This window comes from Bradyrhizobium ottawaense, assembly GCF_900099825.1.
GTDB classification, from domain to species: domain Bacteria; phylum Pseudomonadota; class Alphaproteobacteria; order Rhizobiales; family Xanthobacteraceae; genus Bradyrhizobium; species Bradyrhizobium ottawaense_A.
Genome location: NZ_LT629693.1, coordinates 3,871,469 through 3,897,113 on the forward strand (window position 1 = coordinate 3,871,469; position 25,645 = coordinate 3,897,113).

24 protein-coding genes and 1 pseudogene are annotated in these 25,645 nt (G+C 64.1%); 10 read left to right on the plus strand and 15 right to left on the minus strand.

What is annotated here, in order from left to right; all coding sequences use genetic code 11:
• Positions 1 to 74: 74 nt before the first annotated feature.
• On the minus strand, positions 75 to 1,001 hold the full coding sequence (locus BLR13_RS18075) for a LysR family transcriptional regulator (RefSeq protein WP_074820991.1): 927 nt from the start codon (positions 999 to 1,001) through the stop codon (positions 75 to 77).
• A gap of 113 nt (positions 1,002 to 1,114) precedes the next feature.
• On the opposite strand from BLR13_RS18075, the gene BLR13_RS18080 reads away from it, so the two are divergent.
• Both BLR13_RS18080 and BLR13_RS18085 read left to right on the plus strand, forming a co-directional pair.
• On the plus strand, positions 1,115 to 2,278 hold the full coding sequence (locus BLR13_RS18080; RefSeq protein ID WP_074820988.1) for a CaiB/BaiF CoA transferase family protein: 1,164 nt from the start codon (positions 1,115 to 1,117) through the stop codon (positions 2,276 to 2,278).
• Positions 2,279 to 2,285: 7 nt separating this feature from the next.
• Positions 2,286 to 3,233: a hydroxymethylglutaryl-CoA lyase gene (locus BLR13_RS18085; RefSeq protein WP_074820985.1), complete on the plus strand. Its 948-nt coding sequence runs from the start codon at positions 2,286 to 2,288 to the stop codon at positions 3,231 to 3,233.
• Here BLR13_RS18085 and BLR13_RS18090 read toward each other — a convergent pair.
• The gene (locus BLR13_RS18090) at positions 3,230 to 5,644 is read right to left on the minus strand and encodes a heavy metal translocating P-type ATPase (RefSeq protein WP_074820982.1); all 2,415 of its coding nucleotides are present in this window, start codon (positions 5,642 to 5,644) and stop codon (positions 3,230 to 3,232) included. The genes BLR13_RS18085 and BLR13_RS18090 overlap by 4 nt on opposite strands.
• Before the next feature lie 50 nt (positions 5,645 to 5,694).
• Here BLR13_RS18090 and BLR13_RS18095 point away from each other — a divergent pair, with 50 nt between their 5' ends.
• Entirely contained in the window at positions 5,695 to 5,970 is a 276-nt protein-coding gene (locus BLR13_RS18095) for a metal-sensitive transcriptional regulator (protein WP_074820978.1), read from the plus strand.
• A gap of 199 nt (positions 5,971 to 6,169) precedes the next feature.
• A complete protein-coding gene (locus BLR13_RS18100) occupies positions 6,170 to 8,317 on the plus strand; it encodes a TonB-dependent receptor domain-containing protein (RefSeq protein WP_079586175.1) in 2,148 nt (715 codons plus the stop codon).
• Here BLR13_RS18100 and BLR13_RS18105 read toward each other — a convergent pair.
• Complete coding sequence (locus tag BLR13_RS18105; RefSeq protein ID WP_074820974.1) at positions 8,314 to 9,303, minus strand: YiiX/YebB-like N1pC/P60 family cysteine hydrolase; 990 nt, start codon at positions 9,301 to 9,303, stop codon at positions 8,314 to 8,316. The genes BLR13_RS18100 and BLR13_RS18105 overlap by 4 nt on opposite strands.
• A 203-nt stretch (positions 9,304 to 9,506) precedes the next feature.
• Here BLR13_RS18105 and BLR13_RS18110 point away from each other — a divergent pair, with 203 nt between their 5' ends.
• Positions 9,507 to 10,928, plus strand: coding sequence for a flavin monoamine oxidase family protein (locus BLR13_RS18110; RefSeq protein ID WP_074820971.1), 1,422 nt, complete (start codon positions 9,507 to 9,509; stop codon positions 10,926 to 10,928).
• Between the two features lie 274 nt (positions 10,929 to 11,202).
• Here the strand turns inward: BLR13_RS18110 and BLR13_RS18115 are convergent, their stop codons facing one another.
• The 7 genes from BLR13_RS18115 to rpmI form a co-directional block, all read right to left on the minus strand.
• The gene (locus BLR13_RS18115) at positions 11,203 to 11,970 is read right to left on the minus strand and encodes a sulfite exporter TauE/SafE family protein (RefSeq protein WP_074820968.1); all 768 of its coding nucleotides are present in this window, start codon (positions 11,968 to 11,970) and stop codon (positions 11,203 to 11,205) included.
• A gap of 75 nt (positions 11,971 to 12,045) precedes the next feature.
• Positions 12,046 to 14,454 carry a phenylalanine--tRNA ligase subunit beta gene (gene pheT, locus BLR13_RS18120; RefSeq protein WP_074820965.1) on the minus strand — a complete coding sequence of 803 codons (2,409 nt, stop codon included), beginning with the start codon at positions 14,452 to 14,454 and terminating at the stop codon, positions 12,046 to 12,048.
• Positions 14,451 to 14,885, minus strand: a complete 435-nt coding sequence (locus BLR13_RS18125; protein WP_074831381.1) for an endonuclease domain-containing protein — start codon at positions 14,883 to 14,885, stop codon at positions 14,451 to 14,453. The genes pheT and BLR13_RS18125 overlap by 4 nt, the downstream gene beginning before the upstream one ends.
• A 227-nt stretch (positions 14,886 to 15,112) precedes the next feature.
• A complete protein-coding gene (locus BLR13_RS18130) occupies positions 15,113 to 15,517 on the minus strand; it encodes an ASCH domain-containing protein (protein WP_074820962.1) in 405 nt (134 codons plus the stop codon).
• Positions 15,514 to 16,596 carry a phenylalanine--tRNA ligase subunit alpha gene (pheS, locus tag BLR13_RS18135; RefSeq protein WP_074831379.1) on the minus strand — a complete coding sequence of 361 codons (1,083 nt, stop codon included), beginning with the start codon at positions 16,594 to 16,596 and terminating at the stop codon, positions 15,514 to 15,516. Before pheS ends, BLR13_RS18130 begins: the two co-directional genes overlap by 4 nt.
• 174 nt (positions 16,597 to 16,770) lie before the next feature.
• Positions 16,771 to 17,130: a 50S ribosomal protein L20 gene (rplT, locus tag BLR13_RS18140; protein ID WP_074820961.1), complete on the minus strand. Its 360-nt coding sequence runs from the start codon at positions 17,128 to 17,130 to the stop codon at positions 16,771 to 16,773.
• A gap of 78 nt (positions 17,131 to 17,208) precedes the next feature.
• Positions 17,209 to 17,409: a 50S ribosomal protein L35 gene (gene rpmI / locus BLR13_RS18145; RefSeq protein WP_027540021.1), complete on the minus strand. Its 201-nt coding sequence runs from the start codon at positions 17,407 to 17,409 to the stop codon at positions 17,209 to 17,211.
• Between the two features lie 190 nt (positions 17,410 to 17,599).
• On the opposite strand from rpmI, the gene BLR13_RS41755 reads away from it, so the two are divergent.
• Both BLR13_RS41755 and BLR13_RS18150 read left to right on the plus strand, forming a co-directional pair.
• Positions 17,600 to 17,791, plus strand: a complete 192-nt coding sequence (locus BLR13_RS41755) for a hypothetical protein (RefSeq protein WP_244525202.1) — start codon at positions 17,600 to 17,602, stop codon at positions 17,789 to 17,791.
• The gene (locus BLR13_RS18150; protein WP_244525203.1) at positions 17,751 to 18,095 is read left to right on the plus strand and encodes a hypothetical protein; all 345 of its coding nucleotides are present in this window, start codon (positions 17,751 to 17,753) and stop codon (positions 18,093 to 18,095) included. The genes BLR13_RS41755 and BLR13_RS18150 overlap by 41 nt, the downstream gene beginning before the upstream one ends.
• A gap of 204 nt (positions 18,096 to 18,299) precedes the next feature.
• Here the strand turns inward: BLR13_RS18150 and infC are convergent, their stop codons facing one another.
• Complete coding sequence (gene infC / locus BLR13_RS18155) at positions 18,300 to 18,839, minus strand: translation initiation factor IF-3 (protein ID WP_091977533.1); 540 nt, start codon at positions 18,837 to 18,839, stop codon at positions 18,300 to 18,302.
• Between the two features lie 226 nt (positions 18,840 to 19,065).
• Between infC and BLR13_RS18160 the strand changes: the two genes are divergently transcribed.
• The gene (locus BLR13_RS18160) at positions 19,066 to 19,881 is read left to right on the plus strand and encodes an alpha/beta hydrolase (RefSeq protein WP_074831378.1); all 816 of its coding nucleotides are present in this window, start codon (positions 19,066 to 19,068) and stop codon (positions 19,879 to 19,881) included.
• Between the two features lie 163 nt (positions 19,882 to 20,044).
• Positions 20,045 to 20,515, plus strand: a complete 471-nt coding sequence (locus BLR13_RS18165; protein WP_074820951.1) for a nuclear transport factor 2 family protein — start codon at positions 20,045 to 20,047, stop codon at positions 20,513 to 20,515.
• 138 nt (positions 20,516 to 20,653) lie between these two features.
• On the opposite strand, the pseudogene BLR13_RS18170 reads toward BLR13_RS18165, so the two are convergent.
• From BLR13_RS18170 to BLR13_RS18180, 3 genes and pseudogenes are all read right to left on the minus strand, one after another.
• Positions 20,654 to 21,450: pseudogene (locus BLR13_RS18170) on the minus strand (thioesterase family protein).
• 144 nt (positions 21,451 to 21,594) lie between these two features.
• Positions 21,595 to 22,794: a tRNA epoxyqueuosine(34) reductase QueG gene (gene queG, locus BLR13_RS18175; protein ID WP_074820948.1), complete on the minus strand. Its 1,200-nt coding sequence runs from the start codon at positions 22,792 to 22,794 to the stop codon at positions 21,595 to 21,597.
• On the minus strand, positions 22,743 to 23,435 hold the full coding sequence (locus tag BLR13_RS18180; RefSeq protein ID WP_074820943.1) for a glutathione S-transferase family protein: 693 nt from the start codon (positions 23,433 to 23,435) through the stop codon (positions 22,743 to 22,745). Before BLR13_RS18180 ends, queG begins: the two co-directional genes overlap by 52 nt.
• 182 nt (positions 23,436 to 23,617) lie before the next feature.
• On the opposite strand from BLR13_RS18180, the gene BLR13_RS18185 reads away from it, so the two are divergent.
• Positions 23,618 to 24,424 (plus strand): undecaprenyl-diphosphate phosphatase, encoded by an 807-nt coding sequence (locus BLR13_RS18185; protein WP_074831376.1) that lies wholly within the window; start codon positions 23,618 to 23,620, stop codon positions 24,422 to 24,424.
• A gap of 130 nt (positions 24,425 to 24,554) precedes the next feature.
• Here BLR13_RS18185 and BLR13_RS18190 read toward each other — a convergent pair whose 3' ends face one another.
• Positions 24,555 to 25,523 carry a complex I NDUFA9 subunit family protein gene (locus tag BLR13_RS18190; RefSeq protein ID WP_074831375.1) on the minus strand — a complete coding sequence of 323 codons (969 nt, stop codon included), beginning with the start codon at positions 25,521 to 25,523 and terminating at the stop codon, positions 24,555 to 24,557.
• Positions 25,524 to 25,645 lie beyond the last annotated feature (122 nt).

Below are 25,645 nucleotides of genomic sequence, written 5' to 3' on the forward strand. Positions count from 1 at the left end.
CTGGAGCATGTTTGGCGCTTGCGAGCCAGAAATCCAGACGAACATATCGATTGGAATGTTCGATAATTTCGAACTCAGATCAAAAGCGTCGCTTCCCAGGCGCCGCGCCCGACCTGTTCGGCGATCAGCGCCAGCATCAGGCGGCGCATTTCCTCCATCACATAGGTCATGGGACGGTTGCGCAAACGACACAGATAGAGCGTGCGGGTCAGCTTCGGCTCGATCACTTCCCGCGCCACCAGGGTGCCGGCGGCAAGCTGTTCCTGCGCGAACAGCTTGGTCGCGATGCCGCAGCCCAGTCCCGCCAGCAGGGCGCCTGACATGCCGGAGATCGAATTGAGATGCAGGATCGCATTGGCCTCCAGCCGCTTCAGCAGCACGGGGTCGTCGAGCAAAGCGCGCGAGGACAGCCCGTGCCGCAACAGGATCAGCGGCAGTCGCGTCAACTCCTCGAAGGTGATCGGCGCCTTGCTCTTGCCGACCAGCTTGGCGGTGCCGACGCAGAACATCTGCTCTTCCAGCACGGCTTCCGCGACCAGGTCCTTTTCCGACGGCGGATTGTAGACCAGCGCGAGATCGACCTCGGAGGCCATCAGATGCAGCAGCGTTGCGCCCGACAGGCTTTCGGTCAGCGACAGTTTCAGATCGGGATATTTGGTGAGAACGGTGCGCATCAGCGGGACGCCGATCGCCTTGACCCCGGAATTGGCCATGCCGATCGAGATGTCGCCGGCGATGACGCTGCCGCCCTGCTTGATTTCGCGTTCGGCCGCGGCCATCGCGCGCAGGATGATACGGGCGTGCTCGTAGAGCCGTTCGCCGGCTGCGGTCGGTTCCATGCCGCGCGGCTTGCGTTCGAACAGCGGCATTGCGAATTCGGATTCGAGGTTGGATATATGATGGCTGAGCGCGGATTGGGCCACATTGGCCTGGTCCGCCGCCCGCGACAGGTTGCGCTGCTCGTAAACGGCGATGAAATAGCGAAGCTGGCGCGAATCCATGGGAGTTTGCGTTCTAGAAGGACGAATGCACTATTCGACAGATTATATTTTTCAGATGGCGTGTGAAGCCTTAAGCGTAGGGTCAAAGAGCCAATCGGGACGGGAGATGCGCGATGACCGGGACGGGACTGCCGCTTGAGGGCGTAAGGGTCGTCGAAATGACCCATATGGTGATGGGCCCGACCTGCGGCATGGTTCTCGCGCAGCTGGGTGCCGAGATCATCAAGGTCGAGCCGCCGGCCGGCGACAAGACCCGCTCGCTCGGCGGCATGGGTACCGCGTTCTTCCCGCTGTTCAACCGCGGCAAACGCAGCATCGTGCTCGATTTCAACAAGCCTGAAGACCGCGAAACTATGGACCGGCTGCTCGCCAGCGCCGACGTCTTCCTGGAAAACTTTCGCGACGGCCAGCTCGACAAGCAGGGGCTCGGCCCCGAGGAACTGCGCCGCAAGCATCCGCACCTGATCGTGGCCGGCCACAAGGGTTTTCTGTCCGGCCCCTACGAGCATCGCCCGGCGCTCGACGAGGTCGTGCAGATGATGTCGGGGCTCGCCGCCATGACCGGCACGCGCGACAAGCCGCAGCGCGTCGGTTCCTCCGCCAACGACATCATGGGCGGGATGTTCGGCGCGATTTCGATCCTGGCCGCGCTCTATCAGAAACGCGGGGGCCACAAGAACGGTGCCGACATCCGCATCGGACTGTTCGAAAACTGCCTGTTCCTGGTCGCCCAGCACATGGTCGAATATGAAATGACCGGCAACAAGCCGCGCTCGATGCCGGAGCGCGAGCATGCGTGGCCGATCTACGATATTTTCGATACCGCCGAAGGCGACCGCATCTTCATCGGCGTCGTCACCGAGGGTCACTGGTGGACCTTCTGCAAGGAATTCGGGTTGAAGGAATTTGCGGACGACCCGAGCTTGCGCAACACCACGGACCGCATTCTGGCCCGCGGGCGGATCATTCCGCGCGTCGCCGAGGTGGTCAGGCAATGGAAGATGGCCGATCTGTCGGCCAAGCTCGATGAGCTGAATATCTGTTTCTCGCCGATCAACCGCCCTGAGGACCTGCTAACGGATCCGCATGTGCTGCGACCCGGCGGGCTGGTGCAGAATTTCAACGCCAATGGCGCGCCGTTCCGCGTTCCCGCGTTGCCGATCGAATGGAACGGCGGCAATATCGGCGAAGGGCTGAAAGTGCCGGTGCTGGGCGCCGATACCGACGCCGTTCGCGCCGAACTCGACAAACTTTCCTCAACCGACAACGCTGCGTGAGGCCATCATGACCCGTCTTCAAGACGTCTATCCCGACAACAGAGTGATCCTGCGCGAAGTGGGCCTGCGCGACGGCCTGCAACTGGTGAAGACGTTTCCGTCCACCGCCGCCAAGCAGCGCTGGATCCGCGAGGAGTATGCCGCGGGCGTGCGGCATTTCGAGGTTGGTTCGTTTCTACCTGCCAAGACCTTTCCGCAATTCGTCGACGTGCGCGAGATCATCCAGACGGTCGGCGCTCTGCCCGGCGCCTACGGCATTGCGCTGACGCTGAACGAGCGCGGCGTCAACGAGGCGCTGGCCTCAGGCGTTGCCGAAGTGGCGACGGTAGTCTCGGCCACCGAGGAACACAGCCAGGCCAACGCCAATCGCACGCGCGAATCGGCGATCGCCAACGTCAAGCGGCTGTGCGAATTGCGCGATGCCAGCGAACACAAGCCGATTATCAACGCCGCGGTCTCGATGGCGCTGGGCTGCTCGATCGTCGGCGCCGTTGACCCTGTGGAAGTGCTGCGAATCACGGAAAAACTGTTCGAGGCCGGCGTCGACATGGTCGCGATCGCCGATACCGTCGGCTTTGCCGGGCCGAAGCAGGTCGGCGAACTGACCGCTGGCGCGGTGAAGATTGCGGGGAACAAGCCGATCTGCATTCACCTGCACGACACCCGCGGCATGGGCATCGCGAATGCGTCGGCGGCGCTCGATGCCGGCGCACGCGTGCTCGACGGCTCGCTCGGCGGTCTCGGCGGCTGCCCGTTCGCGCCGGGCGCGACCGGCAATGTCGTGTTCGAGGATCTCGCGTTCCTGTGCGAGAGCAAGGGTTTCAAGACCGGCATCGATATCGAGAAACTGGTCGCGGTGCGCTCGATCCTGAAATCGGAAATGCCCGGCGAGGCGCTCTACGGCGGCATGGCGCGTGCGGGATTGCCGCGTGGCACGGCAGCGAAGGCGGCCTAGAGCCGCGTCACTCGCAAGCGCAGTGCGTTGCCGACCACGCTGACCGAGGACAGCGCCATCGCGGCGGCGGCGAGGATCGGCGATAGCAGCAGGCCGAACGTTGGATAGAGAATGCCCGCAGCGATCGGGATGCCGGCCGCGTTATAGATGAACGCGAAGAACAGGTTCTGGCGGATATTGCGCATCGTCGCCTGCGACAGTTTTCGCGCCCGGACGATGCCGCCGAGATCGCCGCCGAGCAGCGTGATCCCCGCACTTTCCATCGCGACGTCGGTACCGGTCCCCATCGCGATGCCGACTTCGGCCGCAGCCAGCGCCGGCGCGTCGTTGACGCCGTCGCCGGCCATCGCGACGATTTTGCCGCTCTTCTGCAGCTTCGCGACAACAGCGCTTTTCTGATCGGGCAGCACTTCGGCCTCGACATCGTCGATGCCAAGCGTCCGCGCCACCGCGTTCGCGGTGGTCTTGTTGTCGCCGGTCAGCATGATGACCTTGATGCCTTCGGCGGCCAGCGCCTTCAGCGCATCTCGTGTCGACGCCTTGATGGGATCGGCGATCGCGAACAGTGCGGCCAGCTCGCCATCAACCGCGACGTTGATGACGGTGGCGCCGTCGCGGCGCAGCAGCTCGCTTTGCGCCTGCAGCGAACTGGTGTCGATACCGAGCGAGGTCAGGTAATTCGCATTGCCGAGCACAATGGCCTTGCCGTCAACCTTGCCGGTAGCGCCCTTGCCAGTCGGAGAATCGAATTCCTCGACCTTGCCCAATTCGAGATTGCGTTCCATCGCCGCCCGCACGATGGCGTCGGCCAGCGGATGTTCGCTGGCGCGTTCCACACTCGCCGCGAATCTTACGACATCGGCGACTTCGAACGCATCGGTTGTCACCACGCCGACGACTTTTGGCTTTCCTTCGGTCAGCGTTCCCGTCTTGTCGACCACCAGCGTGTCGATCTTTTCCATGCGCTCGAGCGCCTCGGCGTTCTTGATCAGCACGCCGGCCTGCGCGCCGCGGCCGACGCCGACCATGATCGACATCGGGGTGGCCAAGCCGAGCGCGCAGGGGCAGGCGATGATCAGCACGCTGACGGCCGCGACCAGGCCGAACGCCATGCGCGGCTCCGGTCCGAACCAGGCCCAGGCGGCGAACGCCAGCAGCGCCACGGCAATCACCGTCGGCACGAACCAGCCTGCGACCTGATCGGCGAGCCGCTGGATCGGCGCGCGCGAGCGTTGCGCGTCCGCCACCATCTGGACGATCTGCGACAACAGCGTGTCGCGGCCGACCTTGTCGGCACGCATGACGAAGCCGCCGGACTGGTTCAGCGTGCCGGCGATGACCTTGTCGCCGCTCTCCTTGGTGACCGGCATGGATTCGCCGGTCACCAGCGATTCATCGAGCGCCGAGCGGCCTTCGAGGATGACGCCGTCGACCGGTACTTTTTCACCGGGCCGCACGCGCAGGCGATCGCCGACCGCGAGGCTGTCGATCTCGACCTCTTGGTCGGTGTCATCCTGGCCGATCCGCCGCGCGGTTTTCGGCGCGAGCTGCAGCAGCGCCTTGATCGCCCCCGACGTCGCCTCGCGGGCGCGCAGTTCGAGCACCTGGCCCAGCAGCACCAGCACGGTGATGACGGCGGCCGATTCAAAATAGACCGCGACTGCGCCGCCATGGCTGCGGAAGGTTTCCGGAAAAATTCCCGGCGCGACCGTCGCCACGACGCTGTAGAAATACGCCACGCCGGTGCCGATCGCGATCAGCGTGAACATGTTGAGATGGCGCGTCACCAGCGATTGCCAGCCGCGTACGAAAAACGGCCAGCCGGCCCACAGCACCACGGGGGTCGCGAAGGCGAACTGAATCCAGTTCGATAGCGCTGGCTCGATCAGGCCATGCCCGCCGACCAGATGCCCGCCCATCTCCAGAGCCACCGCCGGCACCGCGAGCACGAGACCGATCCAGAACCGGCGCGTCATGTCCTTGAGTTCCGGATTGGGGGCATCGTCGAGGCTCGCGACCTCCGGCTCCAGCGCCATGCCGCAGATCGGGCAGCTTCCGGGCCCGACCTGGCGGATCTCCGGATGCATCGGGCAGGTATAGATCGCGCCTTCGGGCACGGCGGCCTTCGGCTTAGAGTCTTTCTCGAGATAGGAAACCGGATCGGCCGCAAACTTGGTGCGGCAGCGGGCCGAGCAGAAATGGAAAGTCTCGCCGCGAGTGTCGAAGCGGTGCTTGCTGGTCGCAGGGTCGACCTTCATGCCGCAAACGGGGTCGAGCACGCGAACCGTATCGTCCGCCTGATGGCTGGTGTCGGCGTGATGCTGATGGCCGTGGCCTGAGTGATCATGGCCGCCGCAGCAGGCGGACTTCGCTGCAGTGTCGCCATGAACAGAATGTTCGGCTTTGGTCATCGACGTCTCCGGCTCTTGAAAACTATACCCTATGGGGGTATATAGGACGCATGCGAAAAGACATCAAGACTTCCTGTCAGAAACGTCTCAGCCGGATCGAGGGCCAGGTCCGCGGACTCTCGAAGATGGTCGACGAGGACCGCTACTGCATTGATATCGTGACCCAGATATCGGCGGTCCGGGCGGCGCTGCGGCGCGTCGAGGAGGAAGTGCTGCGGGATCATGTGTCGCATTGCGTCGAGCACGCCATCACCAGCGGCAACAAGGCCGACCAGCGCGAAAAGATCGCGGAGCTGATGGCCGTGATCGGCCGCTCTGACCGGTAGATACCTGGATCAACGTGCCTCAGTCGCGACAATGCCCGCGCTTGTTGTTTCGTCATACCCGGCTTGCTAGCGTGGCGGGCCGGGTTTAGTCGAACTGGTGCGGTCGTTTGCCGACCGTAGCGGGTATCATGCAGGGGCATGGGCGTTGCGTGTTCTCGCTTGGAGGCTATTTCCTGCCGCAGCGTCGCTGCTCGCGCTCGTGTCTCCGGCCGGTGCTCAAACCGTTGCGGCAGTGACGCCAGGCCAGCTTCCCGCGGTGACGGTTACGTCGCCCGACAATCCACCACCGAAGCGGACCAAACCGACACCACGTCCTGCACGGAGCGCGCGAAGTACCACTGCGGTCCAGCCGATCCCGCCCGCGGCACCGTCCGCCAGCGGTGTGACATCCGGCTCTGCCACGTCAGGACCGGGCAATCTCCAGCCCACGGCGGCCAGCGAGAAAATCATCAGTGGCGAGGAATTGAATGCGCGGCCGGCCGCGCGCGTCGGCGAGCTGCTGGAGGCGGTGCCGGGCCTGATCGTGACCCAGCATTCCGGCGAGGGCAAAGCCAACCAGTATTTTCTGCGCGGTTTCAATCTCGACCACGGCACGGACCTCGCCATTTCCGTTGACGGCATGCCGGTGAACATGCCGACCCATGGCCACGGACAGGGTTACGCCGATATCAACTTCCTGATCCCGGAGCTGGTGCAGTCGGTCAACGTGCGCAAAGGGCCGTACTTCGCCGACAAGAGCGATTTCGCGTCTGCCGGCGCGGTTGACATCGACTACGTCAGCAAGCTGCCGAACAACATCGCCGAACTGACCTTCGGAAGTTTCGGCTACCAGCGCGCGCTGGCAGCGGGATCGACCGCCGCAGGCAACGGTACGCTGCTCACAGCTTTCGAGGCCGACAAATATAACGGCCCGTGGGATGTGCCGGATAATGTGCGCAAGCTGAACGGGGTCCTGCGCTACAGCCAGGGTACCGCGACCGACGGATTCACGCTGTCGGCGATGGCTTACGCCAACGGCTGGAACGCGACCGATCAGGTGGCGCAGCGCGCGATCGACCAGGGCGTGATCGGCCGGCTCGGCTCGCTCGATCCGACCGATGGCGGCACGTCGAGCCGGTTCTCGCTGTCGAGCAACTGGGCGCAATCGAGTGCGTACGGCGAGACCAAGGTCAACGCCTATGTGATCCGCTCCTCGCTGCAGCTTTTCAACGACTTCACTTATTTCCTCGACGATCCCGTCAACGGCGATCAGTTCAGCCAGACCGACCGGCGCACCGTGTACGGGCTCGATGCCAGCCATGCCTTCGCGGTGCGCTTTGCCGGTATCGAAACCCAGACGCGCGTCGGCCTGCAGACCCGCGGCGATGACATTGACGTTGGCCTGTTCAAGACCATCGCCCGCGAGACGCTGTCGATCGTTCGCGAAGACAGTGTGAAGGAAGGCAATGTCGGCCTGTGGGCGGACACCACGGCGAGATGGACCGACTGGCTGCGCACCACGGTCGGTATCCGTGAAGATTATTTTGCCGGACGTGTCGTCAGCGATACGCCGCAGAACTCCGGAAACGCACAGGCGTCGATGACGAGCCCCAAGGCCGGGATCGTACTGGGGCCCTGGTACCGGACTGAATTCTACGGCAATGCCGGTTACGGCCTGCACTCCAACGATATCCGCGGCGCCACCATCACCGTCGATCCCAACGACAAGGTGACGCCGCTCGACCGCGTGCCGCTGCTGGTTCGCTCCAAGGGCGCCGAAATCGGGATCCGCACCAAGGTGATCGATGGCCTCACCAGCACGCTCGCCGTGTTCGTGCTCGATTTCGATTCCGAATTGCTGTTCGTCGGCGACGCCGGCACCACCGAGCCGAGCCGTCCCAGCCGCCGCCTCGGCGTCGAATGGACCAACCAGTACAAGATGCTGCCGTGGATGACGTTCGATTTCGATCTCGCCTATACGCGTGCCCGCTTCACCAATTTTGATCCCGTCGGTGATTTCATCCCGGGCGCGCCGGCTTGGGTGGCGAGTGGCGGCGTGACGTTCGGGGCTGATAGCGGCTGGTTCGGCGCGTTGCGCGGGCGCTATTTCGGTCCGCGTCCGCTGATCGAGGACGACAGCGTCCGCTCGCAGCCGTCGCTGATCTTCAATGCGCGCGCCGGCTACAAGTTCGACAACGGGCTGCGGATGCAGCTCGACGTGTTGAATCTCTTCAACGCCAAGACCAACGAGATCGAATATTATTATCTGTCGCGATTGCCGGGCGAGCCGATCGACGGCGTCGCCGATCGCCATGTGCATCCGGCGGAGCCGCTCGCGGTGCGGCTGACATTGGCGGCGAAGTTTTAAGCCGCCTCCGACACCTTGTCTTGCGGACCGGCGTGGTGTTCCGGCGGGTGGACCGGGACATCTTCGACGGCGGGGAACTGTTCCGGCACGGTCACGCGTTCGACCATCGCCGATTCAGCGGCGGCGGGGGTCACTTCCGCAGCCGGAAGCGGCGCCTCTTGGTCAACCTCTTCAGGAACAACTGGCGGCGATTCGACCGATGGAAACACTCCGAATTCGCCGGCTACCTCCGGGAGCGGCTTCTGCTTATCGGCCCAATGCAAGGCGGTGTAGTCGAAGCCGTGCACGATGGTGGGTTTGACGATTTCGAAATAGGGCGAGATATCGAAGTCGCGCGGCATGTAGAGCGAGGAATCGCGGATATGCAGGATCTCGCGCCGGGCCTTGCGGGAGGCGGCGCGGGTAATCTTGGGCAGGATCGGGTAGCGCACGGCGTCGAACGCCTGCGCGATCAGTGCCGAGCAGATGATCTTGGTCGGATCGCCGGAACCGAACGCGATCATGCGCCGCCGCCAGCGCTGCGGCACCGGCAGCGGGATCAGGTAGCGCATCAGGTCGACGATGTTCTTGGTGTCGTAGCCGAAGCCGATCCGGTTGATGGCGTAGCGGCACACCGTGGTGCGGTCCTCGTAGGACAGGCCGACCGGCCGGCAGAGGCGGGTGTGATAGGGATAATATTTCGACAGCGGCGCCGAGGTCACGCCCTCGCCGACATTGGCCTCGATCAGGACATGCGGCTCGCCGTCGGGCTCGGTCGCGCCGCCCACCGGGCCGACATAGAGTGCGGCATGCGACCAGGTCGATTGGGTGAGGTATTTGATGATGCCGGAAATCCGGTTGTTGCCTTCGACCAGCAGCACGTCGCCGGGCTCGATGATTCCGCGCAGATGTTCGGGGTCGCTGGGTGTGAACGGCTCATAGCCCGGGACTTCCTTCTGGAGGTACCTCGCAATCAACTGGCCGATAGTATCGAGCACTACGCCCATCAAACTCTCCCCAGCGCGGCTTGTTCGTCCGCCTTTTTTTGTTCCCTTAGCATGGTCTCAAGCCGTTTCAATTTAGTTCATGCGTGAAGCGGATCAATCATGATTGATTTACCATGAGTGTTGCTGCGCACCGTGAGATGCGGCACAGTTCGCTAGCTGTTCTCTTTTCCCTAGATTTCCTGCAAGACCCCGGAAACCATGCCATGACAATGACCCGCCGCGATTTCCTGTCGGCGTCCGCGGCACTGGCGGTGACCCCGGTGCTTGCCGGTCGTGCGGGAGCCGCGCCGTTGCCGCGCGAGGCCGACATCGTCGTGATCGGCGCCGGCGCGGCCGGTATTGCTGCGGCGCGGCGGATCATGGCGGCGAACCGCAAGGTGATCGTGGTAGAGGCGGCAAGCCAGATCGGCGGCCGCTGCCAGACCGATGTCACGAGCTTCGACGTGCCGTTCGACCGCGGCGCCCGCTGGATGCACAACCCCGACACCAATCCGATGATCAGGCTGGCGCGCTCGGCCGGGCTCGAGATCACGACCGCGCCGTCGGGCCAGAAGATCCGCGTCGGCCGCCGCAACGCCCGCCCCGGCGAGACCGAGGAATTTCTTGCGGCCCTGGTGCGCACCAATCGCGCCATCGATGAAGCCTCGCGCAAGAGCGACGTTTCCTGCGCGTCGGTACTGCCGAAGGATCTCGGCGACTGGGCCGGTACCGCGGAGTTCGTGCTCGGCGCCAATTTCGCGGGCAAGGATCTCAAGGATATCTCCGTCGCCGACAAGGCGCGGGCGCAGGACCGCAATACCGCGATCGGCTGCCGCCAGGGGCTCGGCACGCTGGTCGCCAAGCTCGGCGAGCAGGTGCCGCTGTCGCTGTCGACGCCGGCCAGCCGCATCGCGTGGGGCAGCCGCGACGTCACGGTGGAGACGCCGTCCGGCAAGATCGCCGCGCGCGCCGCCATCATCACGGTGTCGAGCAACGTGCTGGCGGCGGGCAATATCAAGTTCACCCCTGATATCCCCAAGCGCACGCTCGATGCCGCGACAAGACTGAGCCTCGGCAGCTATGACCGGATTGCGCTGCAGATGCCGGGCAATCCGCTCGGCCTTTCCCGCGACGACGTCATCATCGAACAAAGCAATTCGACCAGGACCGCGTTGATGTTCGCCAACATGGGCGGCTCGTCGCTCTGTTCGATCGACGTCGGCGGATCGTTCGGCCGCGATCTCTCCGCCCAGGGCGAGGCGGCGATGGTTGCGTTTGCGGTGGAGTGGCTCGGCAAGCTGTTCGGCAGCGAAGCCGCGGCGGCGGTGAAGAAATCGAGCGCGACGCGCTGGAATGCCGCGCCGTTCGCGCTTGGCGCGATGTCGGTCGCGGGACCCGGCGGCCAGGCGTCGCGAAAGGTCCTGACCGAGCCGGTCGGCTGCATGTATCTCGCCGGCGAGGCCACCCACGAAACGCTGTGGGGAACGATCGACGGCGCCTGGGAAAGCGGCGAGCGCGCCGCTGAAGCGGCGTTGCGCCGGATCGGTGCGTTGAAGGATGCCGAACCGGCAGTCCCGGTGCGGGCACCGCGGCCGCAGCGGCGCGCGCCGGCGCGGCAGGCGACACCGTTCTCGCCGATCCATTGACGGGATGACATAGGGCCGTTCTCTCTTACCCTCCCCTAGAGGGGTCCGAGACGAGCGAAGCTCGCTCGTGGGTCGACGCGCCTCGGCGACGCGTAGCGTCGTCCGGTAGCGGCGGGGTGGGGTGACGGTCTCTCCTCACGAGCAGTGCCTGAGTTGAGAGATGACCCCACCCCGTCTCACATTCCGCTGCGCTCCATGTGAGCCGACCCTCCCCCTCCAGGGGAGGGTGCGATCAAACTCTCCGGCATCAAACTCTTCGCGACGATCCGAGTATCTACCGCAGCACGCCGTCCAGCGCCGGCAGGCCGATGAGGACGGCGGCGGCGATCAGCGCGTAGCAGATCGAGCGGAACAGGTTCTCGCTGGCGCGGCCGAACAGCGAGGCGCCGAACCAGACACCGACGGCGTAGATCGGCCCGACGATGATCGAGAACCGGATCGCATCCGCCGTGATCAGGCCGGTCAGCGCATAGCTGACAAGGGAAAAGAAATCCGACGCGGCGAAGAACAGCACGATATTGGCGCGCTGGATCACCGAAGCGATCGGGCGGCCGAGCCAGTAGCCGACGATCGGCGGTCCGCCGGTCTGGGCGAGGCCGCTGCAAAAGCCCGAGAGCCCGCCGATCCCGATCGAAATCGCTGCGTGCTCCTTGCCCCGGTAGCGCCAGCCGGACAGCAGCAGCAACAAGGCGAAGACGAAAACGGAAATGATCCAGCGCGTGGTTACCGGCTCGAGCCGGCTGAGCAACCAGGTTCCGATGGGAACGCCGACCAGCGCGCCGAGCGTCATGATCGCGGTCGCCTTGCGGTCGGCCCGCTTCCACGCGTTCGGGATCAGCGGTGCCGAGCCGACAAAATCGATGATCAGCAGCAGCGCCGCCACCAGCCGTGGCGCGGCGATCGAACTCGCCAGCGGCATGAAGATCAGGGCGGAGCCGAAACCGGAAAATCCGCGCGCGATGCCCGAGACCAGTGCGATCGCGCAGATCGCGATCGCCACGTTGAGGCTGATGTCGGTCGGGATGAGGCCGGTGATGATCATGCTTTAGTTCTTGAGCATGATGTTGTCCGAAAACCGCCTACACTTTTCGGCATCATGCTCGACGTCCGAGCATGGTCATGCGCGCAACGTGCCGCCGGTCTTCTTCGTTACCTCGGCCACGATTTTCGCCGCCACCGCATCGATTTCCTGATCGGTCAGCGTTTTCTCGCGCGGCTGGATCGTGACGGCGATCGCGATGGACTTCTTGCCGTCCTCGATGCCCTTGCCTTCATAGACGTCGAACACGGTCACGTCCGTAATCAGCTTCTTGTCGACGCCCTGCGCCGAACGCACGATATCGCCGGCCCTGACGCTGCGATCGACGATGAACGCGAAGTCGCGCGACACCGGCTGGAACGCGGAGAGTTCGAGCACCGGCTTGGCGCGGGTCGGCTTCTGCTTCGCATCGGGGATGCGGTTGAGGATCACTTCGAAGGCGATCAGCGGACCATCTGCGCGAAGCGCCTCTAATGTGCGCGGATGCAGTTCGCCGAAATAGCCGAGCACGTTTTGCGGGCCGATCTGAATGGTGCCGGAACGGCCGGGATGCAGCCATGCGGGCCCTCCCGACACGATCTGCAGCGCCTGCATCGGCGCGCCCGCTGCCGCCAGCACCGCGAACGCATCAGCCTTGCCGTCGAGCGCGTCGGCCATGACAGCGCCGGACCAGTGCCGTCCCATGCCTTTCGAGGACGCAAAGCCATGGCGCACGCCGGAGGCCGCGACCATCTGGTCCTCGGGTCTGTCGCCCCTGAACACCTGGCCGACTTCGAACAGCGCCACATCGGAGAAGCCGCGATGGACGTTGGCCTGCGCTGCGGCAACGAGGCCCGGCAGCAGGCTCGGCCGCATGTCGGACAGGTCGGATGCGATCGGATTGGCCACCGCGAGTTCGGCCTGTCCGCCGCCGAACAATTCGGCCGCGGATTTTGAGATGAACGACCACGTCACGGCTTCGACCATGCCGCGCGCGGCGAGCGCGCGCTTGGCGCGGCGGGTGCGGAGCTGGATCTGGGTCAGCACCGGCTTGCGCGGGGCGTCACCGCGGTCGAACGGCGTCATCGGCACCTTGTCGACGCCGACGATGCGCACGATTTCCTCGACGATGTCCGCCTTGCCGCTCACATCGGTGCGCCAGGACGGTACCGCGATCTTCACCACCGGGCCGCTGCCGGCGACCATGAAGCCGAGACGGCCCAGGATCAGTTTCACTTCCGGGAAGGGCACCTCAACGCCCGCGAGCCGCTTGACCTCGGTCAACGGGAATTCGATCACCCGGTCTTCGCCAAACGCCTTGCCGACGACGACGTTCTCGGATGGCGTGCCACCGCACATTTCCATCACCAGCTTGGTGGCGAGTTCCAGCCCCGGCACCATGAAGGCCGGATCGACGCCGCGTTCGAAGCGATAGCGCGCATCCGAATTGATGCCGAGCTTGCGGCCCGACTGCGCGATGTTGATCTCGTTCCACAGCGCGGATTCGATCAGCACGTCCGTGGTGTTCTCGTCGCAGCCGGAGGCTTCGCCGCCCATGATGCCGGCGAGCGATTCGACGCCGTGGTCGTCGGCGATGACGCAGACGCCGCTGTCGAGGGTGTAGGTGCGGCCGTCGAGCGCCAGCAGCGTCTCGCCGTCCTTGGCGCGGCGCACGGTCAGATTGCCCGTCACCTTTTTGGCGTCGAACACATGCAGCGGCCGGGCGCGGTCGTAGGTCATGAAGTTGGTGATATCGACCAGCGCGTTGATCGGGCGCAGCCCGATCGAGGTCAGGCGCTGCTGCAGCCACTCCGGCGAGGGTCCGTTCTTGACGCCGCGCACCAGCCGCAGCGCAAAGCCCGGGCACAGCGCGGCGTCTTCGACCTTGACCTGCACCGGGCAGGGGAATTCACCCTTGATCGGCTTGATACCGGGGTCTTTGAACTTGCCCATGTCGGCGGCGGAGAGATCGCGCGCGATGCCGTGCACGCCGGTGCAGTCCTGGCGATTGGGCGTCAGGTTGATTTCGAGCATGGGATCGCCGAGGCCGGCCCACTGCGCGTAGGCGGCGCCGATGGGCGCATCGGCCGGCAGCTCCATGATGCCGTCATGGTCTTCGGAAATCTGCAATTCGGCCGCCGAGCACAGCATGCCGCGGCTCTCGACGCCGCGGATGGTGCCGACGCCGAGCGTGATGTTCTTGCCGGGAATGAAGGTGCCGGGTGGCGAGAACACGCTGACGAGACCGGCGCGCGCATTCGGCGCGCCGCACACCACCTGCACCGGCGCACCGCCGTCGCCGGTATCGACCATGCAGACGCGCAAGCGGTCCGCATTCGGATGCTGTTCGGCCGAGATCACCCGTGCGATCGAAAACGGCGCCAATGCCTTCGCCTTGTCCTCGATATGCTCGACCTCGAGCCCGATCATGGTGAGCTTGTCGGCAAGCTTTTCCAAGGGCTCGTCGGTGTCGAGATGTTCCTTCAGCCAGGAGAGCGTGAATTTCATGATCTTTGCTTCTCTTGTCCCCTCTCCCGCTTGCGGGGGAGGGTTAGGGTGGGAGCTCTCTCCGCGACGGCAGCGGCAATTGTTTCAAGCACACCATCGCGGTTTGTCATCACGTCGTGATTGCTGAAGCGAAGGACCTGAAACCCCTTCGCCTCGATAACGGCGGAGCGGGTACCATCCTTCTGCTCCGCTTGATTGGAGAAATGCTGCCCGCCGTCGAGCTCGATCACGAGCAGGGCGGCGTGACATACGAAGTCGGCGATATAGTTTTGGATCGGGACCTGACGACGAAAGGAAGCGCCGTTCAATCGATGGCCGCGCAGAGCGGCCCACAGGAGCCGTTCCGCGTCGGTAGAGTTTTTTCGGAGCGCGCGGGCGTTGGAACGAAGTTTGGTGGAGACCTTCCACGTCGGATTGTTCTCGTCAGCCATTGAGACCTCCGATGCGGCGGCACCCCCACCCCAACCCTCCCCCGCAAGCGGGAGAGGGAGTCCGACCTGTCGAGCCGATGGAAGATTCGTACCCCTATATTCGCTCATAGTATGCGTGCGTGCGAAGGTGTTCATCTCGGCGGCAGTCCATTCCCTCTCCCGCTTGCGGGGGAGGGTTAGGGTGGGGGCTCTCTCCGCGGCGAGAGTGTTGAGATACGCCGAGCCGTTCACGACACCCGCTCCGCAAAAACCTCGACCAGACGGAAACGTTCGCACATCAGCATCATGTCTTCGCTGAAGCGGCCCATCCGCCCGAAATAGGTGCGATGGGCTTCGCGCCAATAGCGGAGGCTGCGGTCGCCTTCGCCTTCTTCATAGGCAAAGCCGGCGTCCACTTCGTTGTAGCTGATGTAGCTCACCTCGAGCGTCTCGATCACGCAAGCGGGTACGCCGCGTCCGTCGAGCACGATCCAGCGTTCGCCGGGCGTCGACGTGTTGGGCTCATCCTCGGTGGAGCAGGTCGCGGTCTTCACTTCCCGAACGACAAGGTCGAGCAACTCGTCGGCCAATGCCGGCCCGTCGCCGAACGCGAACGAGCGCAGGCCCTGATATTTCGCAGGGACGGCACTCACGTGCTCAGTCCCCCCGCGAGCGTCGGGACGTCGAGCGGCTTGAAGCCGTAATGCGCGAGCCAGCGCACGTCGTTTTCGAACAACTGCCTCAGATCGGATATGCCGTATTTCAGCATCGCGATGCGATCGATGCCCATACCCCAGGCAAAGCCCTGGTAGACGTCGGGATCGATGCCGCAGGCGCGCAGCACGTTCGGATGCACCATGCCGCAGCCGAGAATCTCCAGCCAGTCCTCGCCTTCGCCGAAGCGAATTTCACCCTTGTCGCGGCGGCACTGGATGTCGACCTCGAGCGAGGGCTCGGTGAACGGGAAGAACGACGGCCGGAACCGCATGTTGAGGTGGTCGACCTCGAAGAACGCCTTGCAGAACTCCTGCAGGATCCATTTGAGATGGCCGAGATGCGAGCCCTTGTCGATGACGAGACCTTCGACCTGGTGGAACTGCGGCGTGTGCGTCGCGTCGGAATCGATGCGATAGGTGCGGCCCGGGCAGATCACGCGGATCGGCGGCTTCTGGGTCAGCATGGTGCGCACCTGCACCGGCGAGGTGTGGGTGCGCAACAGCATGCGCGAACCGTCTTCCTTGGGATTGAAGAAGAAGGTGTCGTGCATTTCCCGCGCCGGATGGCCTTCGGGAAAGTTCAGTTTTGTAAAGTTGTAGTCATCGGTCTCGATGTCAGGACCTTCGGCGACGGCAAAGCCCATGTCGGCGAAGATCGTGTTGACCTCCTCGAACACCTGGCTCAGCGGATGGATGCGGCCCGCTTCGGCCGGCGCTTCGCGCAGCGGCAGCGTGACGTCAATGGTCTCGGAAGCAAGCCGCGCATCGAGTGCGGCCGATTTCAGGATGTCGCGGCGCGCGGTCAGCGCCTCCGTCACCTTGTCCTTGGCGAGGTTGATCGCGGCACCCTGCGTCTTGCGCTCGTCCGGCGACATCTTGCCGAGTGTGGCGAGCAGCGCGGAGATCGAGCCTTTCTTGCCGAGCGCTGCGACACGCACCGCTTCGAGCGCGGGCTCGTCGGAGGCCGCGGCGATTTGGCTGAGAATCTGAGATTCGAGTTGAGCGAGATCGGACATGGCGACGGGCACCTCTGGGGAACACGCGCTCGCAGTCCAAGCGGGATCGTCATCATCCGCGAAAGCGGATGATCCAGTAACCCCCGGGGTCAGTAGGTCGGTCGGTGGTTACTGGATGCCCCGCCTGCGCGGGGCATGACACCGGAATTGCAAGACGCCGCGGCGATTGCGAACTTAAGCCGCGAGCGCGGCCTTGGCCTTCTCGGCGATCGCCTGGAACGCCGACGGTTCGGTGATGGCGAGATCCGACAGCACCTTGCGGTCGACCGTGATGCCCGACTTGGCAAGGCCGTTGATAAACACGCTGTAGGTCATGCCGAACGGACGAACGGCCGCGTTGATGCGCTGGATCCAGAGCGCGCGGAAGGTACGCTTCTTGCGCTTGCGGTCGCGGAAGGCATATTGCCCGGCCTTCTCGACGGCGGCCTTGGCGGCGCGGATGGTGTTCTTGCGGCGGCCGCGGAAACCCTTGGCGGCCTTGTAGACTTTCTTGTGCCTGGCGTGAGAGGTCACACCGCGTTTGACGCGAGACATGACTGCTATCCTTGAATTTTAAATGGGTGACAGATCGCCGCGCGAACGCGGCTCGGCTAATTTGGACCGCGTGCGCGATCAGGCGTTCGGCAAGAAATACTTCTTGATGTTGTCGCCATCGGTCTTGAACAGCACGCGGGTGCCGCGGAGCTGACGAATCTGCTTCTTCGTCCGCTTGATCATGCCGTGGCGTTTACCGGCCTGGGCGGCCATTACTTTGCCAGTGGCAGTCACCTTGAAGCGCTTTTTAGCGCCCGACTTGGTCTTCAGCTTGGGCATTTGGCTCTCCTGTTGCCACAGAAAAACGCGCCCCGAGGGGCGCTTTTGCGGCTTAAAATGCTCGTTAGAGCGTTGGAAGTGCTCAGGTTTTTCCGAAAACGAAACAACCCGCACGGGTCATCGACACGGCAGCCCTTAATCAGCCGGGCGATGAAGGCTGGGCTTATGGCAGAGGAAGCGGAAATTGGCAATGATGAACCGTCACATGGTTTGCATGGACGAATGGCCTGATGTCATCACCCTCAGCCTGGAACAGGAAGAAAATGACCCATTTCAATCAACCTATTTCCCAATCTGCCCGTTTTTCCCTGCTGCGCCGTCCCCTGCGCTGGTTGCCCGTTTTGGCCGTTCTGGCCACTGCGGCGGCACCTGGTACCGCTGACGCGGCCCGAAGGGGCGGAGCCTATGACGGCACCTGGACCACGGTATTCGCGACCACACGGGGCAATTGCTCCTCCGGCTACAGCGTGCCGTTTCTGGTGACCGGCAGCCGGGTTTCCTCGGCCGGCGGCGGCCGGGTCGCCGGCTCGGTCCGCCGCGGTGGCGCGGTAGCGGTTCGGGTATCGGTCGGCGCGTCCAGAGCGAGCGGCGGCGGCCGGCTCGTCGGCAACAGCGGTGCGGGCTCATGGAGCGGCATCATTACCGGCGACCGCTGCAGCGGCACCTGGCAGGCGACGCGAAGCTAGAGGGAGCGCGGCGCGCCCATTCTACTTTGCATGGGGTTGTTTTCGCAATTTTGGTCAGCGAAATCCGGGACCCAAGTGTCCCCGGGTCAGCAACGCACCACGCCGCAAAGTGCGGCGCGTTGCGCAGCATCCGGGGAGCGCATCAAAACGAAAACGGCCCGCCAGATCAACTGACGGGCCGTCTTGCAATCTCACAAATTCAAATCAGCGCGGCGCCAGTACCATCACGACCTGGCGGCCTTCGAAACGCGCATCCTGCTCGACCTTGGCGTATTCGGCGACGTCGGCCTTGACCTTGTCCAGGAGCTTGGTGCCGATTTCCTGGTGCGCCATTTCGCGGCCACGGTAGCGCAAGGTGATCTTGACCTTGTCGCCTTCCTCGAAGAACCGCTGCATCGCGCGCATCTTCACGTCGTAATCGTGATCGTCGATCATCGGCCGCAGCTTGATCTCCTTGATCTCGACGACCTTCTGCTTCTTGCGGGCTTCGGCGGCTTTCTTCTGCGCGGAATACTTGAACTTCCCGTAGTCCATGATCTTGCAAACGGGAGGATTATTGTTCGGCGAAATCTCGACAAGATCCATGCCCGCTTCAAGGGCCATCTTGACGGCCAACACGGTTTCGACCGTGCCGTGGTTGAGGCCGGTCTGATCAATCAGCTGGATCTGCGCGTTGCGGATTTCATCATTGGTGCGCGGCCCGTCTTTGGTCGCGGCGGGCGGGGCTCTGTTGGGACGGCGAATGGGTAACTCTCCAAAGTTGTGAAGGAAGGCCTTATTTTGAAGCAATACGCGTCGGCGAGCAAGCGAACTCGCTGTGTGCGCGCTAAAACCGTCAAATGCGAGGCATTTTGGTCACGCCGGGCAAATATAGCGCGATCGCATGATCCGCAAGGACAGTCCGGACCGGTCGACCGTTGACCGATCGGGCGTGCTCACGGACAAAGCAGCGGGCGAGAGCAGCGGAACCATGACCAATTCAGCGCCAATCGATCAGGAACCGGCCTTTATCGAGGTCGGCGAGGGCGATGGCCGCCGCCGGATCGCGGTGCGCGCTCGTGCCGGGGCTGCGCCCGGCAGCACAAGCGGTGCGCCCGGGCTGTTCTGGCTCGGCGGCTTCAATTCCGACATGCGGGGCACCAAGGCGCTGGCGCTGGATGAATGGGCCGCCAGCAATGGCCGCGCCTGCGTCCGGTTCGATTATTCCGGCCACGGCGAATCCGGCGGCGCCTTCATCGACGGCACCATCGGGCGCTGGCTGGAAGAGAGCGTGGCCGTGTTCGAGCAGTTCTGCCGCGGGCCGCAGGTCGTGATCGGCTCGTCGATGGGCGGCTGGATGGCGCTGCTGCTGGCGCGCGCAATCGCGAGCCGCGCGGCGGCGCGTGCGTCGCTGGCCGGGCTGGTGCTGATCGCGCCGGCCCCGGATTTTACCGAACAATTGATGTGGAACGGCTTCTCGCCTGACATCCGCGAGGAGATCACGACCAAGGGAGTCTGGATGCGGCCGTCGGAATATGGTGACGGCACGCCCTATCCGATCACGCGCGCGCTGATCGAGGAGGGCCGCAACCACCTCCTGCTCGGCAGCGCCATCGATGTCGGATGCCCGGTGCGCATCCTGCAGGGCGCGCAGGACCCCGACGTGCCGTGGCAGCACGCCTTTGCACTGGCGCACCGGTTGCCGGCCGAGGACGTGGTGATGACGATGATCCAGGACGGCGACCACCGCCTGTCGCGGCCGCAGGACATCGCACGGATTCTCGCGGCGGTGGCGGAGATCGGGTGAGCTATCGCTACGCTTCCCGGTGTCATCGTCCGCCTTGTGCGCAATTGCGCACTGGGGCGGACGACCCAGTACGCCGCGCCATATCGATTTATCTCGCGCTCTCTGGAATACTGGGTGCCCCGCCTTCGCGGGGCATGACAAGAATGGGTGAGGAGACAACGCCATGAACACCGCCACCATGCTCCGCGCCTTCTGCGATGCCGTCGAGCAGCGCAACGGCAAGGCGTTTGCGGAACTGTTCACGGAAGATGGCGTCTATCACGACGTGTTCTACGGCGCGTTCGCAGGGAGCGCCAAAATTGCCGAGTTGGTCGACGACTGGTTCTATCGCACCGCGACCGATTTTCGCTGGGACATGCACACGCCGGTCAGCGACGGCCACACGCTCTATGCGCGCTACACCTTCAGCTACCGCTCGACGCTGCCGGAAGCCGAGGGCGCCCGCGCGATGTTCGAGGGCGTCGCGATCATGAAATTGCGCGACGGCAAGATCACGGAATACCACGAGGTCGCCAACACCGCGCCCGCTTTCGTCGACATCAAGTTCGCACCCGAGCGTATCGCGAAAATCATCGCCAGGCAGGGCGCCGCGCTGAAGGCGCGGCCGGAGATGAAGCGGCATCTGGTGGAGTGAGCTTCATGCTCCAGCTTCCACGAACTCGTCATGCCCGGGCTTGTCCCGGGCATCCACGTTCTTCCTAACAACAAGCAAGACGTGGATGGCCGGGACAAGCCCGGCCATGACGAAGAAAACCTCGCGACGCGGACGCAACTACGGCGGCGGCACATTCGTCATCGGCTTCTTCTGCGCCAGAGCCGCTACCGTCGAGGTGCCGATCGGGCCCTTCTCGTCATAGAGCCAGCATTCGCCGATCGCGATGCCCTCGCTGGCGTGGTGGTTCACCACGTCAAAGCCGATCCATCGCGTCACCGGCAGACGGTGCAGATACAGCGTGACGTCGCTGTTGATGTAGCCGAGGCCCTGGTCACCGGCATTGGCGAACGGGCTCGCAAAATCCGCGCCGGTTGCGACATGGACGAACGGCGACATCGGTACGCCCTCGACCATCTCGCGGACCTCGCTCATCCACAGCCGCCGGGGGCCGCGCGAGCCCATCGCGCCGACAATGGGCCGCGTCGTCCATTTGCCGTTCATGCCTAACCGGGGGTCGGTCGGCGCCGGAATCGCGTCGGGCACGGCGCGTCTCAGTTCGCTGGCGACCAGACGTTGCCGGGCGCATTTTCCGTCCGGCGCAACAACTGGCAGGAGGCGCGCGCCATGCTGGTGCCGCCGGAAAGAAACTCGGCTTCCACCACCTTGACCCGCTTGCCGTCGCGGATGAGCTTGGTGGTGACTTCCACCGGCGTCTGGATGTTAGGCAGCCGAAACATGTCGACCGTCAGTCGCGCGGGTACGAATTCGTCGGAGCCGTGCTGCTCCTCGATCACGTGGGCCAACAGGCCGATGACGACGCGACCATGCATCGAGTTCGGGTCCCACGGACCGTTCGAGACTGGATTAGGGATGAAGGTGTCGCCGCGCTTGGCGAAGAAGGGTTGTTTTGTCATGGCCGGGGAACATGACGGAAAGCGTGCAACGAAATCAAGGGTGATAGCTGTGCTGATTCCTCATGGTGAGGAGGCGCTCTTGCGCCGTCTCGAACCATGAGGCCACAGACGGGCCTACATCCTTCGAGACGCGCTACGCGCTCCTCAGGATGAGGGTTGGCCGGTTGTGCACCACTCCAGACGCACACTATCGTCGGTCTCGCTCGCGTCGGCGCGCTTCGCCAATGCGGCAAAGGCCTCCCGCGCCATCAGCTGCGACAGCGCCCACACCGCCGCGCCGCGGACCAGCGGGCTTGCGTCATTGAGCAGGCGCTCGGCCTCTGATGCCAGTGACGCATCGTCGGCGTTGCCGATCGCGATCAGCACGTTGCGGATGAAGCGGTCGCGGCCGATGCGCTTGACCGGCGATTTGGCAAACAGGGCGCGGAACGCGGCATCGTCGAGTCGGACCAGTTCTGCAAGCAGCGGCGCGCGCAATTCCGCGCGCGCGGCAAGTTTTGCTTCGCGGCCCGCTTGCGCGAACTTGTTCCACGGGCACACCGCGAGACAATCGTCGCAACCATAAATGCGGTTGCCGATGGCTTTGCGAAACTCGTGCGGGATCGGTCCCTTGTTCTCGATCGTGAGATAGGAAATGCAGCGCCGCGCATCGAGCTTGTAGGGCGCCGGAAACGCCGCGGTCGGACAGATCTCCTGGCAGGCGTTGCACGAGCCGCAGTGATCGCCGTCAGCCTGGTCGCGCGGCAGGTCGGCTGCGGTGTAGATCGCGCCGAGGAACAGCCATGAGCCGAATTCGCGCGAGACCAGATTGGTGTGCTTGCCTTGCCAGCCCAGTCCCGCCGCCTGCGCCAGCGGCTTTTCCATCACGGCGGCGGTATCGACGAAGACTTTCAGCTCCTCGCCCGATTCGGTAGCAAACCATCGCGCCAGCGCCTTCAGGCGCTTCTTGACGACGTCGTGATAATCGTCGCCCTGGGCGTAGACCGAGATCGTGCCGTGGCTGCGCCTTGCGAGCATCTCAAGCGGATTTTCATCCGGTCCGTAGTTGACGCCGAGCATGATGATCGAGCGGACGCCGGGCCACAACGCCTGCGGATCCATTCGCCGTTCGGGATTGGCCGCCAGCCAGTCCATGTCGCCGTGCGCGCCGGCCTCGAGGAATTCGCGAAAGTATTTTCCGGCCCCTGCGATCGCATCCGGATCGGTGACGCCGATGCAATCGAAGCCCAAAGCGCGGGCTTCTCGCGCCAGCGCGGCTTTCAGTTCCGTGCTGGAACCCCTGGCGTTGCCGTTCAGAAGTCGAGGTCCACGTAGGTCCGCGACGCCGGCACCCCCGCCAGCCATTCGCTCAGCAGCGGGCGGAACGACGGGCGGGATTTCACCCGCGCGTACCACGCCTTTGCCGCGTCGTCCTCGCTCCATGGCACGTCGCCCAGATAATCGATCGCCGAAAGATGCGCCGCGGCGGCGAGGTCCGCATAGGTCAGCCGGTCGCCGGCGAGAAAGTTCCGCGTCTGCGCCAGCCAGCCGATATAGGCCAGATGATAGCGCACATTGACCTTGGCCGCGCGGATCACGTCGGTCGCGGGCGCGCCGCCGCCGTTCTCCTCGCTCATGAAGCGCTTGTAGATGCGCTCGGTCACCAGCGGGTTGGAGGCCTCCTCGAAGAACTTGTCGTTGAACCACGCCATCAGCCGGCGCACCTCGATGCGTTCGCCCATCGACGTCGGCAGCAGCCGCCGCTCGTCGGCATCCGCGCCGTGAACCTCGTCGAGATATTCGGCGATGATGCCGGCGCCGGGAATTGGCGGCCGGCCTTCGGCGATCATGACCGGCGTGTGACCCGCCGGATTGAGCGCGAGGAACGCCTCGCGTCGCTCCCAGGGCCGTTCTTCCACCAGGCGCAGATCGAGGCCGTGTTCGCCGAGGATCAGGCGAATGAAGCGCGAGTGCGGACAGAACGGATGATGAAACAGCGTGTACATGCAGTCCTTGGTAGCTGCGCGGCGCTTTACGAAGCCTCAACCGGGCCGCCGCGGTGCGAATCCGGACGCTATAGCCCAGCAGAGGCGTGAGGCAACCTGTGTTTTGGCGTTTTTTTGCGATTGCGAGAGCCGAGCGAATAAGCGAGAAGAGCCCGGCTTTTGCAGCAAAAATGGACCACATCATGATGTCTGATGCAGTACGGGCGGTGATTCTCGGCATCGTCGAGGGCATCACGGAATTTCTGCCGGTTTCCTCGACCGGCCATATGCTGCTGGTGCAGCGCTTCTTCGGCCTTGGCGAGGGCAATTTCTGGAACAGCTTTGTCGTGCTGATTCAGCTCGGCGCGATTCTCGCGATCGTCGTGCTCTACTTCGCCAAATTGTGGCGGGTCGCGCTCGGCATGTTCTCGAACCCGGACGACCGCCGGTTCGTGATCGGCGTGCTGGTAGCGTTCCTGCCCGCGGTTGTCATCGGCCTGATCGCCGGCAAATACATCAAGGAATTTCTCTTCAATCCGTGGGTGGTGTGCTTCTCGCTGATCGTCGGCGGTGCGATCCTGATGTGGGTCGATCAGCTCGATCTCAATCCGCACGAGGACGACGCCACCAAGTTTCCCCTGCTGATGTATCTGTGGATCGGCATCGCGCAGTGCCTCGCCATGATTCCCGGCGTGTCGCGCTCCGGCGCCAGCATCGTGGCGGCGATGTTGCTGGGTGCAGAAAAGCGCGCGGCGGCGGAGTTTTCGTTCTTTCTGGCGATTCCGACCATGGTCGGCGCCTTCGCCTATGATTTCTACAAGAACCGCGGCGAGATGACGACCGATCACCTCGGCATCATCGCGATCGGATTCGTGGTCTCGTTCATCACGGCGATGATCGTGGTGAGGAGCTTCCTGAACTACGTCACCCGCCACGGCTTTACGTTCTTCGCCTGGTGGCGCGTCATCGTCGGCACGCTCGGCCTGATCGCGCTGGCGCTGGGGAAGTAGGAAGTAATTTGCACGGAAGCCGTAGGATGGGCAAAGGCGCCTTTGCGCTATGCCCACCATCTATCGATTTAATTCGGGCTCCAAATGGTGGGCACGCTTCGCTTTGCCCACCCTACTGGGGAAGTAGGGCTTACGCGCCGTTGCGCTGAAACTGCCCGGCGGCGCGGAAGCGCCAGAGATATTGCGGGGCGATCGCTTCCATCGAATCCGGCGCGATGCCGAGCCCTTCCAGCGTCAGGCTGGCTGCCTTCGCGGCATCCGACACCACGTTGTCGGACCGCAACAGCTCGACCTGGTCCGGCGTCAGCTTCAGCGCGCCGGGCGCGAACTGCAGGAACAGCGCCTGCAGCTTGGCGAGGCCGAACGGCAGCGGAATCAGCATGCGGTTGCGTTCGGTGATGGCGAGGATGATTTCCATGATCTCGCGCATGGTCAGCACTTCCGGCCCGCCGAGCTCGTAGGTCGCGCCAGCCCTGGCCTTGCCGTCGACGGCTTCCGCCACCGCGGTCGCGACATCGCCGACATAGACCGGCTGCATCCGGGTCGCGCCACCGCCGATCAGCGGCAGCATGGGAGATATGCGCGCCAACGCGGCAAAGCGGTTGGTGAATTGGTCCTCGGGGCCGAACACCACCGAGGGTCGCAGGATGGTGGCCGAAGGCACCGCCGCCAGCACGGCCTGTTCGCCGGCCGCCTTGGAGCGGGAATAGGCCGACAGCGAGTTCTCGTGGGCGCCGATCGCGGAGACATGCACCATCCGCGCGCCTGCGGCCGCGGCCGCCCGGGCGACGGTCTCGGCGCCCTTGGCCTGCACCGCGTCAAACGATTGCGCGCCACTTGCAGCCAGGATGCCGACCAGGTTGATGGCGATGTGGGAATCGCGCATCGCCGCCTCTACCGAGGCCGGATAGCGCAGATTGGCCTGCACGGCGTGGATCTGGCCGACCCGGCCGAGGGGCTGCAGGTAGCCCGCCAGTTCGGGCCGCCGCACCGCCACCCGGATGCGGAAACCGCGCTTGGCCAGGGCCCGGACCACGTTTCGCCCCAGAAAGCCCGATCCGCCGAAAACCGTGACGAGCGTTTCCTGGTTCGATGCCAAGTCCGATGCCATAGGGTCCATTCCTGCGGGTCAAATTCGAGAGATCGCTGGGGTAGTTAGCGGATTCGCGATACGCCAACCCGCCGCCGCTGTACAGCGTATTTGGAATGCATTGAAGCAAT